This window comes from Nocardioides sp. zg-1308 (genome assembly GCF_013155375.1).
Lineage (GTDB): Bacteria > Actinomycetota > Actinomycetes > Propionibacteriales > Nocardioidaceae > Nocardioides > Nocardioides renjunii.
The window spans coordinates 2,407,458-2,421,776 of record NZ_JABJQY010000002.1; the positions used below are offsets into that span (position 1 = coordinate 2,407,458).

Consider the following 14,319-nt stretch of genomic DNA (forward strand, 5'->3'; position numbering starts at 1 on the left):
ATGAGCACACCGGTCCTCACGACCCCCGAGTCCAACCCGGCGGCCGAGCCCGCCATCGTCAAGGGCGGTCCCACCGTCGGTCAGCGCGTCACCTCGTTCATGCCGCTCATCGCGCTCGTCGCGCTGCTCGCGGCCCTCACGGTCGCCGACCCCGACTTCCTCACCCAGCGCAGCCTCACCGCCGCCGTACGCACGTCGGCCCCGCTGGTCGTGCTCGCGGCCGGTGCCACGCTGGTGGTGCTGTGCGGTGGCATCGACCTGTCGATCGCCGCCCTCTGCTCCCTGTCGACGGTGTTCTTCGCGATGTGGTTGCCCGACCTCGGTGGCCTCACCGTGCTGGGCGTCATCGCCGCGGCCGGCGCCATCGGCGCCGTCCAGGGCATCGCGCACGTGCTGCTGAGGATCCCGTCGTTCGTCGTCACGCTCGGGGGCATGAGCATCTTCTCCGCGATCGCGCTCGTCATCTCCGACGCCGGGCCCATCCGGGTCGTCGACCGCGACGCCACGAAGTGGCTCAACCTCTACGTCGCCGGCTACGTCCCGATGTCGTTCTTCGTCGCGCTCCTCGTCGTCGCGGTGATCTCGCTCGTCATCAAGCTCACGCCGCTGGAGAGCTTCGTCCGGGCCACCGGCTACTCGGAGTCGGCCGCCCGGCTGGCCGGCACGCCCGTCGACCTGGTGAAGGTCGCCGCGTTCACGGTGTCGGGCGCCTGTGCCGGCCTCGCCGCCGTCATGCTCGCCTCCCGCAACTTCAGCGGCAGCCCGACGATGGCCGACAACCTGCTGCTCCCCGCGGTGGCGGCCATCGTGGTCGGCGGCACGGCCATCACCGGCGGTCACGGCTCGCTGTGGCGCAGCCTCGCCGGCGCCCTCGTCGTCACCCTGCTCCGGGTGGGCCTGCCGATCGTCGGCGTCCCGTCCGCCTGGGAGCAGATCCTCTACGGCGCCATCATCGTCGCCGCCGTCGCGCTCACCCTCGACCGGTCGAAGGTGCTGATCATCAAGTAGCAGCCCGACCCCGACCGCGACCCTGACCCTCCCGACCCCGATCGCCCCGACCCCCGATCCACGATCCGCCACGAACCCCGCCACGAACCCGGAAGGCCTCCCATGTCCGAGAACTCCCAGCTCCTCCCCGCCGTCTCCTCGTTCCTCTCCTCGCCGCGCCAGCTGCTCATCGACGGCGAGTGGGTCGACGCCAAGGACGGCCAGACGTTCGACACCGTCAACCCGGCCACCGAGGAGGTCCTCGTGCAGGTGGCCCGCGCCTCGGCCGTGGACGCCGACCGCGCCGTCGTGGCCGCCCGCAACGCCTTCGAGGCCGGGTCGCCGTGGTCGCGGATGACGCCGCGCGAGCGCTCGCACCTGCTGTGGCGCATCGGCGACATGATCGACGAGCGCGCCGAGGAGTTCGCCCAGCTCGAGTCGCTCGACAACGGCAAGAGCCTGGCCTCGGCCCGCGGCGACGTCGGCGTGGCCGCCGAGCTGTTCCGCTACTTCGCCGGCTGGGCCACCAAGATGGAGGGCACCACCATCCCGATGTCGGTGCCCGGTCGCGAGTTCCACGCCTACACCCGCCGTGAGGCCATCGGCGTCGTCGCCGGCATCGTCCCGTGGAACTTCCCGCTCACCATGGCGGCGTTCAAGATCATCCCGTCGATCACCGCGGGCAACACCGTGGTGCTCAAGCCGGCCGAGCAGACGCCGCTGACGGCGCTGCGGCTGGGCCAGCTGCTGCTCGAGGCCGGCGTGCCTGCCGGCGTGGTCAACATCCTGCCCGGCTTCGGTGACGCGGGCGCCGCCCTCGTCGACCACGCCGACGTGGACAAGGTCGCCTTCACCGGCAGCACCGAGGTCGGCAAGAAGATCGCCGCCGGCGCGTCCAGGAACCTCAAGAAGGTCTCGCTCGAGCTCGGCGGCAAGGCGCCCAACATCATCTTCGCCGACGCCGACCTCGACGCCGCGATCGCGGGAGCCGCGCTCGCGGGCTACTTCAACGAGGGCCAGTGCTGCGTCAACGGCTCGCGCCTCTACGTCCAGCGCGAGGTCTTCGACCAGGTCATCGAGGGCGTCGCTGCCGCCGCGAAGGCGATCCGGGTCGGCGACGCGTTCGACCCGGCCACCACGATGGGGCCGCTGGTCTCCCAGGAGCAGCACGAGAAGGTGATGGGCTACGTCCGCGGCGCGGTCGCCGACGGCGCCACCATCGCCGCGGGCAGCCCCGACCCGGCGGCCGAGCGCGGCTACTTCTTCTCCCCGACGCTCATCACCGACGTCACCGAGCAGATGGCCGTGCAGACCGACGAGATCTTCGGCCCGGTCATCACCGCGATCCCGTTCGACTCCGAGGACGAGGTCGTCGCCGCCGCCAACAACACCGTCTACGGCCTCGCGGCCGGCGTCTGGTCCAAGGACCTCGGCACCGCCCACCGGGTCGGCGGCAAGCTGCGGGCCGGCACGGTCTGGCTCAACACCTGGCACGCCGACGACGTCACGCTGCCGCGCGGTGGCTTCAAGCAGTCCGGCTGGGGCCGCGAGCTCGGGTCGTTCGGCCTGGACGACTACACCGAGCTCAAGACCGTCATCGCCGAGCTCCGGTGATCCACGGAGTGAAGCCCACCGTGAGTGCGACCGACGTCCTGGGCGGCCACCGCATCGTGCCGGTGGTCGTCCTGGACGACCCGGCCAGGGCCGACGCGCTCGGCGCCGCCCTCGTCGAGGGCGGGCTGCCGGTCGCCGAGGCGACGTTCCGCACGCCCGGGGCGGCCGCCGTCCTGCGCCGGCTCGCCGAGAACGCCGACCTGGTCGTCGGGGCGGGCACCGTCCTCACCGACCGCCAGGTCGACGAGGCGCTGGAGGCGGGGGCGCGGTTCGTCGTGTCGCCGGGCCTCAGCGCCGCCGTCGTACGACGCTGCCAGGACGCCGGCGTGCCGGTCGTCCCCGGCATCGCCACCCCGACGGAGGTCATGCAGGCCCTCGACCTCGGCCTCGACACCGTGAAGTTCTTCCCGGCCGAGGCCAACGGGGGACTGCCCACGATCAAGGCGCTGGCCGCCGCCTTCCCGCAGGTGCGGTTCATGCCCACCGGCGGGATCACGGCCGAGAGCGCCCCGGCCTACCTCGCCCACCCGGCGGTCGCCGCCGTCGGCGGCAGCTGGATGGTCGCCGGCGACCTGCTGGCGGCCGGCCGCTGGGACGAGGTCGCCGCCCGCTGCGCCGCCTCGACGCGGCTCTACCACCCGACCCTCGAAGGAGCACCCGCATGATCGAGACCCGTCCGGCCGAGGAGTGCGAGCTCGACATCGTCGCGCTCGGGGAGGTGATGCTGCGCCTCGACCCGGGGGAGGGCCGCATCCGCACCGCCCGCCGGTTCGAGGCCTGGGAGGGCGGCGGTGAGTACAACGTCGCCCGCGGCATGCGCAAGGTCTTCGGCCTGCGCGCCGGGGTCGTCACCGCCCTCGCCGACAACGAGATCGGCCACCTCGTCGAGAACCTCGTCATGCAGGGCGGCGTGGACACCTCGCTGATCCGCTGGGAGGACTACGACGGCATCGGGCGCACGGTGCGCAACGGGCTGAACTTCACCGAGCGCGGCTACGGCGTCCGCGGGGCTGTGGGTGTCTCCGACCGGGCCAACACCGCGATCGCCCACCTGGCGCCCGGCACCGTGGACTGGGACGACCTGTTCGGTCGACGTGGCGTGCGCTGGCTGCACACCGGCGGCATCTACGCGGCCCTGTCCGAGAACGCCGCCGCCGTGGCGGAGGAGGCGATGGCGGCCGCCCGGAGGCACGGGACGATCGTGTCCTTCGACCTCAACTACCGGCCCAGCCTGTGGGCGGGCATCGGCGGCACCGAGCGCGCCCGCGACGTGAACACCCGGCTCGCGGAGCACGTGGACGTGATGATCGGCAACGAGGAGGACTTCACCGCGGCCCTCGGCTTCGAGGTGGCCCACGTCGACGAGCACCTCAGCACGCTGCCCATGGACAGCTTCGAGGCGATGGTCGCCACGGTCGCGGAGAAGATGCCCTGGCTCCAGGTCGTCGCGACGACCCTGCGCACCGTGCACACCGCCAGCGACAACGACTGGCAGGCCATCGCGTGGTCGCCGGAGACGGGCGTGCTGGCCTCGACGCCCCGCGAGCACCTCGGCATCTTCGACCGCGTGGGAGGCGGTGACGGCTTCGCCTCCGGGCTGGTCTACGGCCTGCTGGAGGGCGAGCCGCTGCAGCAGTGCCTCGAGCTCGGCGCCGCCCACGGCGCGCTCGCCATGACCACCCCCGGTGACACCTCGATGGCCACCCGGGAGGAGGTGCGCGCGCTCGCCGGTGGCGGCAGCGCGCGTGTACGCCGCTAGCCGCCGGCTGGCGCACGCCACCCAGACCAGGCCTGGGCGGTCCGACCCCGTGCGGGGGATCGGCCGCCCAGGCCTGCTTTCATGTATCGGAACGTTTGCGCCGTCGAGTTCACAATTCTGGACAGAGTTCTTGACTCTGTGTGATGCCCGTCATACGTTTCGGCTGTCTCGTGAGCGCTGACCGCACCCGCCGCCCGCCGAGCTCCGCCCCGCCGAGCCCTAGGGAAACGTTGATGAACCTGCTGCACCGATCTGCCCGCCGGCGCCCGACACGGCGCCTCCGCCGCGCAGCGACACGAGTCGTCGCCCTGACCGCCGCCCTCGGCGTCGCGCTCCCGCTCGCCACCCTCGCCGCCGCGCCCGCGACCGCCGTGACCGCGTCGGCTGCGCCCGGCGACGACGACGTGCTGCGCGTCCTGCTGTTCTCGAGCGGCGACGGGGTGCACGGCTCGGTGGCCAACACCCGCGCCGCGGTCAAGGAGATGGCCAACTCGCTCGCGGCCCAGTACGGCCTCGACGGCAACACCGGCGACGCGTCCAAGGCTGTCGCCGACGTGCAGGAGACGACCAACGCCGCCGTCTTCACCCCCGAGAACCTCGGCACCAAGGACCTGCTGGTGTTCGCCCACACCGCGGGGGTGCTCTTCAACACCGACCAGCGGGCCGCCCTGGAGGGCTACATCCGCGGCGGCGGCGGGTTCGCGGGCATCCACTACACCTCGTGGTCCCCCGACCAGACCGAGCACGACGTGAACCCGTTCTACCGCCGGCTCGTCGGCGCGGCGTCCACGGGCCACCCCGAGCCCGCCGGCGGCCAGCGGGGCACCGTCACCGTCACCGACGGCGCCCACCCGCTCACCGCGGGCATCAGCTCGCCCCTGTCCTACACCGACGAGTGGTACGAGTGGGACGTCAACCCCACGCAGAACGTGCGCACCCTCGTGACCGTCGACGAGTCCACCTACGCCCCCGGCGCCCGGATCGGAGAGGAGGGCACGTCCCACCCGGTGACCTGGTGCCAGTCCATCGACCAGGGTCGCTCGTGGTACTCCTCGCTCGGGCACCACGCCTCGGCCTGGACCGCGGCCGACGACGGCGGCAACGCCAACGACAACCAGGCCGACGACTTCGTCCGGGCGCAGCTGCGCAACGGCATGGCCTACTCCGCCGGCCTGCTGCCCGCCGACTGCTCGCCCCCGAAGAAGGACGAGCAGGGCGAGATGAGCGCCGTCACGCCGTGGCCGCTCATGCCCATCAACGCCGCCCTCACCTCCGACGGCAAGGTCCAGTCCTTCGGCTCGGTGGGCTCGGGCTGCACCGACAACACGCCGTACGACTACAGCGGCAACGACTGCGTCACGCAGGGCGGCCAGATGGAGATCGACGTCTGGGACCCGACGGTGGTGCGCACCGTGGCCAACCTGGTCTCCGGCGTCGTCCCCAACGCGACCTACACCGACCTCTTCTGCTCCATGCAGGTGCAGATGCCGCACCGTCGCTCGACGTTCACCGTCGGCGGTGACGACGGCCTCGGCGGCAACGCGCCCAACGACGCCGCCATCGGCGTCACCAGCTACTCCACGGGCAAGGGCCTCAAGAACGAGGCGCCGATGAACTTCCCGCGCTGGTACCCGACCGGCACCACGCTGCCCAACGGCTCCATCGTCGTCCAGGGCGGCTCGCTGCGCGGCGGCCCCGGCGGCCCGGGAGTGCTCACGCCCGAGGTCTACGACCCGCAGCAGGGCAGCTCCTGGAAGCTGCTGACCGGCGCCACCAGCGCCCAGGCCTACGGCGACGGCGCCGACGCCCCCCAGGACGAGAACCGCTGGTGGTACCCCCGCGCCTTCGTCGCCCCGACCAACGGCAACGTCTTCACCATCACCGGCACCCAGATGTTCGAGCTCGACCCGTCCGGCGACGGTGCGGTCACGATGCGCGGCACGCTGGGCAACGGCACCGGCAACCAGGGCGCCCTCGGCAACCCGGTCGGCGCCACCTCGACCGCCACGATGTACCGCCCCGGCAAGATCCTGCAGGTCGGCGGCGGCTGGTGGGCCAACGGCGGCGGCCCCGCCGGCGCCCGTGCCGGGTTCACCGTCGACATCTCGGGCGGCACCGCCGCCCCGGTGGTCACCGCGACCGACCCGATGAAGCACCGACGCCACTGGGCGACCTCGACGGTCATGCCCGACGGCAGGGTGCTCGTCACCGGTGGATCGCGCGACAACAACGGCCAGGGCGGCTACGTCACCAACCCGGAGATCTGGAACCCGGACGCCCCGAGCGGTCAGCAGTGGACCGAGGTCGAGATCCCCTACGAGCACGCCCGGCTCTACCACTCGGTCGCGCTGCTCCTGCCCGACGGCCGGATCATGATCGGCGGCGGCGGCGCCCCGGGCCCGCACAACTACACCGACGTGGAGTACTACTCCCCGGCCTACCTCTTCGACGGCGACGAGCCGGCCGTGCGGCCGGTCGTCACCAACGCCCCGAGGAAGATCGGCTACGACGGCACGTTCTCGCTGTCCTCGGACAAGCCGGTCGAGCGGGTCACCCTCGTCCGCAACGGCTCGGTCACCCACGGCTTCAACAACGACCAGAACTTCCAGGACCTGTCGTTCACGCAGTCGGGCGGCACGGTCAGCGTCACCTCCCCGACGAACGCCAACTTCGCGCCTCCCGGTGCCTACATGGTCTTCGTGTGGAGCGGCGGCGTCCCGTCCGTGGCCAAGATCGTCCAGATCGACCCGACCGTGAAGATGGCCGCGCCGGCTCCGACCGTCGTCGACCAGTTCGAGTACCCCCGCCTGCCCGCCTCGTGGCGGTCCGGCACCTACGACAGCGTCCAGGTGGCGGCGGGCAACGGCCGCATGTCGCCGTGGGTCGTCGACGACCAGGTGCAGCTCATCCGCGCCAACGCGGGCGGCATGGGCGCCCTCGGCCTCACCGGCTACCACCTCGCGGTGGGTGCCGACGGCGAGCTGACCCGCACCCTCAAGGGCCTGAGCGTGGGCAAGCAGTACCGCCTGTCGGTGCGCTACGCCCGTGACAGCCGCTCAGCCGGCACCGCGCCCGGCACGGCCGCCCTCTCGATCGCCGACCTGACCACCACCTTGTCGGCGTCCACCCAGAAGTCGTCCAACGCCGCCTTCGACACCTTCGTCGGGACCTTCACCGCCACCGCGCGGCAGCAGGACCTGACGATCTCGGGCGGCGGGCCGGGCGGCAGCGTCGTCCTCGACGACCTCGTGGTCGTCGGCACCGGTCTCGGCGTCGACGACGCCGTGGTCCAGTACGCGTTCGAGGAGGGCACCGGCTCCACGGCGGCCAACACCGGGTCCGACAACACCGTCGGCGCGGCCACGCTCACCGGCACCACCGGGTGGAGCACCGACGGGGTCACGGGAGGCGCGCTCGACCTCCCGGGCGGCACCAACGCCAACACGGTCGACCTGCCCGACAACCTGCTCCAGGGCGAGACGGACTTCACCACCTCGTTCTGGGTCCGGCCCGACACCAAGGGGAACTGGATCAACCTGTTCCACATCGGTGACGGCCTCGGCGACGCGGGCAGCTTCTTCCAGGTCCAGATGCAGACCCAGGCCAACGGCAACACCGGCCTCGCTGCGACCTTCAAGAAGAAGGGCAGCAACGTCCAGGAGCGGGTCTTCGCCGTGCCGACCAAGGACGTCGCCGCGGGCAGGTGGAACCACGTCGTGTTCACGCGACAGGGCGCCACGGGCACGCTGTACCTCGACGGCCAGAAGATCGCCAGCCGCAACGACCTGACGATCACCATGACCGACGTCGGTCCGACGACCAACAACTGGCTGGGCCGCAACGGCTACCCGGACCCCGCGTTCGACGGCCGGATGGACGACGTACGGCTCTGGACCACCGCGCTCACGGACGCCGACGTCGCGGGGCTCCACGCCGACGGCACGGCGGTCGACACGACCACCACCGTGACGACGTCGCCCGCCTCCCCGTCGGCCTTCAACACCCCCATCACGGTGTCGGCCACGGTCAAGGACGAGGCGAACGCCAACCCGACCGGCGTCGCCGAACTGTGGATCGACGGCACGAGCCAGGGGGGCCAGGTCGCGGTCACCAACGGCCAGGTCGTCTTCCCCGAGGTCACGCTGGCGCCGCGCCAGCACGACATCGAGGTCCGCTTCATCGCGGCTGCGGGCTGGCGCGACTCGGTCGGCGCCACCCAGCACACGGTGGCGCGTCCCCCGGTGGGCGAGGGCGTCCCGGTCCGCTACACCTTCGACGAGGGCACGGGCACGTCGGCCGCCAACTCCGGGTCCGACCCGGCCATCGGCGCCGGTGTGCTGCAGGGCAACGCCGGGTGGACCGCTGCGGGCAAGTACGGCAGCGCGCTCAACCTGCCCGGTCAGGGCCACGTCCAGCTGCCCAACGACATCACCGAGGGCATGGAGGAGGAGATCACCATCTCCACCTGGATCCGTCCGACCGCCCTGCCCAACTGGACGTCCCACGTCCAGATCGGCAAGGGCCAGGACGAGTTCCTGCTGGTCCAGTCCGAGTGGGACAGCGGCGCACGCGGCTTCGTGGTCACCCTGCGCAACAACAACGGTGAGCAGTACCGCACCGCGCTGCCCGGCACGCAGGACCTGCCGCTGGGCCAGTGGACGCACGTCGCCGTCACCATGGGACCGGCGGCCTCGGGCACCGGCTCCACGGTGAAGATCTACTTCGACGGCGTGCTCCGGGCGGAGAACACCGTCCCGGTCATGATCGGCGACATCACCGAGGGCGGCACCAACGCCAACTTCATCGGCAACGGCAGCTGGCCCGACCCCCGCCCCACCGAGCAGCAGGACGACTTCCGCATCTACGGCTACGCGCTGAGCGCGGAGGACGTGCTGGCCATCTTCAACGGCACGACCAACGTCGCGCCGGTCGGTGTGCCGGACGCCTACGCCACGACCGAGGGGCAGGTCCTCGAGGTCTCGGCCGAGGACGGTGTCCTGGCCAACGACACCGACGCCGAGGGTGACGACCTCACCGCCGGCGACGTGTCCGGGGCCGCCGGTGGCGTCGTCACGGTCGACGCGGACGGCTCGTTCAGCTACGTCCCGGACGAGGGCTTCAGCGGCGCCGACACCTTCACCTACAAGGCCAGCGACGGGACCGCCACGTCCCCGGCCACCACCGTGACCGTCACGGTGGAGGAGGTCGCCGAGACGCCGAACAGGGCGCCCGTGGGCGTCGACGACGCCTTCGCGACCGTGGCCGGTGAGCCGCTGACGCTCGCCGCGCCGGGTGTCCTCGGCAACGACACCGACGCCGACGGCGACGCGCTGACCGCGACGCGGACCAGCCAGCCCGTCAACGGCTCGGTGACGGTGAACGCCAACGGTTCCTTCACCTACACGCCCGACGCGGGCTTCGCAGGCAGGGACGTGTTCACCTACACGGCGGGCGACGGCACCGACACCTCGGCGCCGGCCACCGTCACGATCACCGTGAGGCCCACGGGCGGCAACGGTGGTGGTCCGCTCACCTCCGCGGTGGCAGGCGCCTCGACGCCCATCACCTACGGCCAGGCGGGCACGATCGTGGCGAGCGTCGCGCCGTCGGGGGCCACCGGCAGGGTCGAGGCGGTCGACGGCACCACGGTGCTGGCGTCCGGCGTCCTCGCCTCCGGGCAGGCCAGGTTGGCCCTCCCGGCCAGGAGCCTGCTGCCCGGCACGCACCGGCTCACCCTCCGCTACGTCGGGGACGACGGCCACCGTGCCTCGTCCTCGTCGATGGAGGTCACCGTCGCCAAGGTCGTCCCGCGGATGACCGTGAAGGCGCCGAGCACGGTGAAGAAGGGCAAGGCCGCGAAGGTCACCGTCGTCCTGACGGCTGCTGACGACGTACCGGTCACGGGCACCGTGTCGGTCGCGGTCAGGGGCGGCAGGACCGTCACCGGCACGTTGCGGGACGGCAGGGTCGTCGTCAGGCTGCCCAAGGCGACGAGGACCTGGCGGCTGACCGTGACCTACGGCGGGAGCGCGCTCGCCGAGCCGGTCTCGGACAAGGTGACGATCAAGGTCCGCAGGAAGAAGTAGCAGGACCACGCAGGACCAGGCAGGAAGGAGCAGGCCCCGGAGGAGCGATCCTCCGGGGCCCGCTCCGCTTCACCGGGTCCGGCGTGGCACCGTTCAGCCGATGGTGAGCCGGCCGAGGAGACGTGGGTGAGCAGCAAGAAGCAGCGCGAGGCACGCCGCAGGGCCGAGCGGGAGCAGTGGGAACTCGACCAGCGGCGCCTGGCCGCGCGTCGCCGACGTGGCACGGTGCTCGGCGTCGTCGGGGCAGTGCTCGCCGTCGTCGTGGTGGTCGTCGCCCTCACCGGGCGCGACCAGCCGGATCCCGGCGCCGGGGAGACGCAGGTCCGCGACACCGAGCTGCTGGCCTCCGAGGCGGCCGGTGAGGCGCAGGCGTCCGCGGCGGCCGGTGCGGTCGAGGCCGGCGCGGTCCTGGCGGAGGACTTCACCGTCGAGCCGGGGACCGCCGTGGACAGCGGTGTGCGACCAGCGAAGGACGACCGTCCCGTCGCCTGCGGGGCCGAGGCACCGGCGGACGCGCGTGCGTCGCGTCCCCGCTATCCCGGTGGTCCGGCCGACGTGCTCGAGGACGGCGTCGACTACGTCGCGAGGATCGAGACGTCCTGCGGCCCCCTCGTCATCGACCTGCTGGAGCGGGACGCCCCGGTGGCGGTCAACTCCTTCGTCTTCCTCGCCGAGGAGGGGTTCTACGACGGGCTCGAGGTCTTCCGCGACTTCGGCGCTGTCGCCGCCGTGCAGGCGGGCAGCGGCGACAACACCGTCCGCTGGGACGTCGGCTACCTCCTCCCCGACGAGCTGGGCCGGGCGAAGCGGGAGGGCTACCCCGTCGGGACGGTGACCACCGCCGGCACGGGTGCTCCCTACACCGCCGGCAGCGGGTTCTTCATCGCCTACGGCAAGGAGTTCGACGCCGGCTACCGGACCGACCGGGTCCAGACGACGTTCGGCCGGGTGCTGGCCGGGATGGACGTCATCGACACGATGACCGCGATGGACCGGCTGGGGATGGGCGGGGAGGCGTTCGCCGAGCGGCTGTTCCTGGAGTCGGTCACCATCGAGCGGCGCTGACGCCATGGACCCGAGGACGACGACGCCTCCTCGCGAGCGAGGAGGCGTCGTCGTGGGACCTGCTGGTGCCGGCTCAGTCGTCGGCCAGCGCGGCGACCACGCCGGCGCGGCTCTCGTCCTCGCTGGCCAGCACACCGCCGTTGGCCACGATGTCGGGGGTGATCTCGCTGAAGACCATGCGGACGTCCTGGCGACGGGCACCGAGGATCTCCACGGCACTGTCCGCCACGGCCTGCGCGAAGTCGCGGCGCTGCTCGACCGAGCGTCCCTTGAGGAGCTCGACGGTGATGTTGGGCATGGGGTGTTCCCTCTCTGTCGTTCTTCGGACGGACCCGCGTCGGGGCGTCCTGTTCAGGATGACGACCACGGTTCGGTGACTTGAATCACGGTAGTGCCAGTTCACATCCTTGACAACAGTTCGAGCCGCTGGTTGTGTGACCGTCACCACCCCACCCCCGTCCCACCCGTCCCTCCACGCCTCGTCGGGAGCTCCCATGAACCGGATCCGCGCGCTCGCGGCCGGCGCGAGGTCGGGAGCGGCGGCCGGTGTCGCGGTACTTGGCCTGGCCCTGACCGCGTCCCCGGCGGCGGCCCACGTGACCGTCACGGCCAGCACGACGGCCGCCGGCGCGACCGCGGAGGTGCGGATGCAGGTCCCGCACGGCTGCGAGGGATCGGCCACCACGGAGATCGCCGTCCGGATGCCCGACGAGGTGGCCGAGCTCGTGCTCACCGACACCGAGCGCTGGTCCGCCGAGCAGGTCGAGGGTGGCGCCACCTTCCGCACCGACGACCCGTTGCCCGACGCCCTGCGCGACGAGGTGGCCTTCTCCGTACGCTTGCCCGACGTCGCCGGCACCGAGCTCGTGTTCCCGGTGGTGCAGCGGTGCGAGCAGGGGGAGGCGGCCTGGACCGAGGTCGCCGAGGACGCGGCCAGCCGGGACGAGCTCGACATGCCCGCGCCGGTCATCGTCGTGACCGCCGGCGAGGAGTCCGCGGGCGCCCCGGCCGACGACCGGGAGCAGGGCGGACGGGTGATGGCCTGGAGTGCCGGTGGCGTGCTCGCGCTGGGGTGCCTGGCCAGCGGCACGGTCCTGCTGCTGCGCCGCCGACGCGCATGACCCCACGCTCCTCGCGGCGCCGGGCGGCCGGCTGGCTGCTGCTCGCCTCCGCCCTGGTGCACGCCGCGCTCCTCCTCGTCCTGGGCACGGCCTCTCCGGCGGCGGCGCACGCGACCCTCGTCAGCACCGACCCGGCGGAGGGTGCCGTGCTGGAGGCGGCACCTGACCAGGTCACCTTCACGTTCAACGAGTCGGTCATCGGCGTCCCGGCCGGGATCCAGGTGTTCGACGCGTCCGGTGAGGAGGTGGCCTCGACGGCGTCGGTGCGCCAGGCGCAGCTCGTCGTGGGCCTCGACGAGGAGGTGGGCCGAGGGACGCTGGTCGTCGTCTGGCGACTCGTCTCGGCCGACGGCCACCCCATCGGCGGGTCCCTCAGCTTCTCGGTCGGCGAGCGGAGCGACGTGGTGGACGTCCCCACGACGAGCGCGGACGCGGGGACGGAGGCGCCGCTGCTCCTGAGCGTGGTGAGGTGGCTGGGCTACGTGGGCCTGCTGGTCGCCACCGGCGTGGCCGCGTTCGCGGTCCTCCTCCTCCCGGCCGACCGGGCCGACGACGGCTCGCGGCGCCGCCTCCGGGCGGTGGCGCGCGGCGCCGCGCTCGTCGGGGCGGTGGCCTGGTGCGCGGCCGTCCCGATGGTCGCGCTCTACCAGCTCGGCCTGCCGGCCTCGGCGCTCGGCGACGGGTCGACCTGGGCGGCGCTGGCGCCCGCCGAGCGCGTCGTACCGGCCCTGGTGGTCACCGGCCTCGCGCTCGCAGCCGTGGCCGTCCCGGCGGGTCCCCCGGGTCGCGGACGGACTGCCCTGGTGCTGGCCGGGTGCGCCCTCGCCCTGGCGGCACCGGCGCTGACGGGCCACACCCGTGCCAGCACCCCGGAGGCGCTGGTGGTCGCGGTCGACGTCCTGCACCTCGTCGCGGGAGCACTGTGGGTCGGTGGGCTGGTCGCGGTCGCGGCGGTGCTGGGCGACCTCGCCGCGCGCGGCGAGGACGGCGCCGTGGTGCTGTCCCGGTTCTCGACGTGGGCCTCGGGCGTGCTGGCGGTCCTCGTCGTCGCGGGCTCGGTCCTGGCCTGGCGCATCGCCGGCTCCTGGAGCGCGCTGCTCGACACCGGCTACGGCGGGTTCCTGCTGGTCAAGGTCCTCGCCGTGCTGGTCGCGATCGGCATCGCCGCCTGGAACCGCCTGGCGCTCCTGCCGCGCCTGCGCGCGGCGTCGCGCAGGCGTGAGCGGCGGGACGCCACCGCCCTGCTGGTGCGGACGACGTTCGCCGAGGCGGGGGTGCTGGTCGTCGTCCTCCTGCTGACCGGGTTCCTCGTCGACCGCAGCCCCGAGCCGGACGTGGCCGTCACCTCCCCGGCGGCGGGGGAGACAGCGTCCCGCACGCTCGACCTCGACGACATCTCCGCGAAGGTGACGCTCGAGCCGCTCGGGGTGGGCCCGGCGACCGTCACGATCGAGCTGCGCGACGACGCGGGCGCGCCGACCGAGGGCTACGAGGCACCGCGGGTCAGCCTGTCCGGCGACGAGGTCGACCTCGGGGAGGTGCAGCTGAGCAACCTCGGGCCGGGCGTCTACGCCGGCGACGTCGTGCTGCCGACCGTCGGCACCTGGGAGGTGCAGCTCTCGCTGCGCACCACCGAGTTCGACAACCCGGTGCGCAGCACCACCTTCGACGTGCCCTGACCGCGCGC

Annotated in this window: 9 protein-coding genes; 8 read left to right on the plus strand and 1 reads right to left on the minus strand. The window is 72.7% G+C overall.

What is annotated here, in order from left to right:
• From HN031_RS13360 to HN031_RS21610, 6 genes are all read left to right on the plus strand, one after another.
• Window positions 1–1,008: an ABC transporter permease gene (locus tag HN031_RS13360; RefSeq protein WP_172270592.1), complete on the plus strand. Its 1,008-nt coding sequence runs from the start codon at window positions 1–3 to the stop codon at window positions 1,006–1,008.
• Between the two features lie 102 nt (window positions 1,009–1,110).
• A complete protein-coding gene (locus HN031_RS13365) occupies window positions 1,111–2,601 on the plus strand; it encodes an aldehyde dehydrogenase family protein (RefSeq protein WP_172270594.1) in 1,491 nt (496 codons plus the stop codon).
• 20 nt (window positions 2,602–2,621) lie between these two features.
• The gene (gene eda, locus HN031_RS13370; RefSeq protein WP_172270596.1) at window positions 2,622–3,266 is read left to right on the plus strand and encodes a bifunctional 4-hydroxy-2-oxoglutarate aldolase/2-dehydro-3-deoxy-phosphogluconate aldolase; all 645 of its coding nucleotides are present in this window, start codon (window positions 2,622–2,624) and stop codon (window positions 3,264–3,266) included.
• Window positions 3,263–4,360 (plus strand): sugar kinase, encoded by a 1,098-nt coding sequence (locus HN031_RS13375; RefSeq protein WP_172270598.1) that lies wholly within the window; start codon window positions 3,263–3,265, stop codon window positions 4,358–4,360. The genes eda and HN031_RS13375 overlap by 4 nt, the downstream gene beginning before the upstream one ends.
• Before the next feature lie 233 nt (window positions 4,361–4,593).
• Window positions 4,594–10,446, plus strand: coding sequence for a LamG-like jellyroll fold domain-containing protein (locus HN031_RS13380; protein ID WP_216652131.1), 5,853 nt, complete (start codon window positions 4,594–4,596; stop codon window positions 10,444–10,446).
• 126 nt (window positions 10,447–10,572) lie between these two features.
• Window positions 10,573–11,511 (plus strand): peptidylprolyl isomerase, encoded by a 939-nt coding sequence (locus HN031_RS21610; RefSeq protein ID WP_172270600.1) that lies wholly within the window; start codon window positions 10,573–10,575, stop codon window positions 11,509–11,511.
• A 73-nt stretch (window positions 11,512–11,584) separates the two neighbouring features.
• Here the strand turns inward: HN031_RS21610 and HN031_RS13390 are convergent, their stop codons facing one another.
• The gene (locus HN031_RS13390) at window positions 11,585–11,809 is read right to left on the minus strand and encodes a tautomerase family protein (RefSeq protein WP_172270602.1); all 225 of its coding nucleotides are present in this window, start codon (window positions 11,807–11,809) and stop codon (window positions 11,585–11,587) included.
• A 196-nt stretch (window positions 11,810–12,005) separates the two neighbouring features.
• Here HN031_RS13390 and HN031_RS13395 point away from each other — a divergent pair, with 196 nt between their 5' ends.
• A complete protein-coding gene (locus tag HN031_RS13395) occupies window positions 12,006–12,632 on the plus strand; it encodes a DUF1775 domain-containing protein (RefSeq protein WP_172270604.1) in 627 nt (208 codons plus the stop codon).
• Window positions 12,629–14,311 carry a copper resistance protein CopC gene (locus HN031_RS13400; RefSeq protein ID WP_172270606.1) on the plus strand — a complete coding sequence of 561 codons (1,683 nt, stop codon included), beginning with the start codon at window positions 12,629–12,631 and terminating at the stop codon, window positions 14,309–14,311. The genes HN031_RS13395 and HN031_RS13400 overlap by 4 nt, the downstream gene beginning before the upstream one ends.
• Window positions 14,312–14,319: the final 8 nt, after the last annotated feature.

Coding starts and splice junctions, on each gene's coding strand:
- HN031_RS13360 (WP_172270592.1), top strand. CDS start 1: ATGAGCACACCGGTCCTCACGACCCCCGAGTCCAACCCGGCGGCCGAG.
- HN031_RS13365 (WP_172270594.1), top strand. CDS start 1,111: ATGTCCGAGAACTCCCAGCTCCTCCCCGCCGTCTCCTCGTTCCTCTCC.
- HN031_RS13375 (WP_172270598.1), top strand. CDS start 3,263: ATGATCGAGACCCGTCCGGCCGAGGAGTGCGAGCTCGACATCGTCGCG.
- HN031_RS13380 (WP_216652131.1), top strand. CDS start 4,594: ATGAACCTGCTGCACCGATCTGCCCGCCGGCGCCCGACACGGCGCCTC.
- HN031_RS13390 (WP_172270602.1), bottom strand. CDS start 11,809: ATGCCCAACATCACCGTCGAGCTCCTCAAGGGACGCTCGGTCGAGCAG.
- HN031_RS13395 (WP_172270604.1), top strand. CDS start 12,006: ATGAACCGGATCCGCGCGCTCGCGGCCGGCGCGAGGTCGGGAGCGGCG.
- HN031_RS13400 (WP_172270606.1), top strand. CDS start 12,629: ATGACCCCACGCTCCTCGCGGCGCCGGGCGGCCGGCTGGCTGCTGCTC.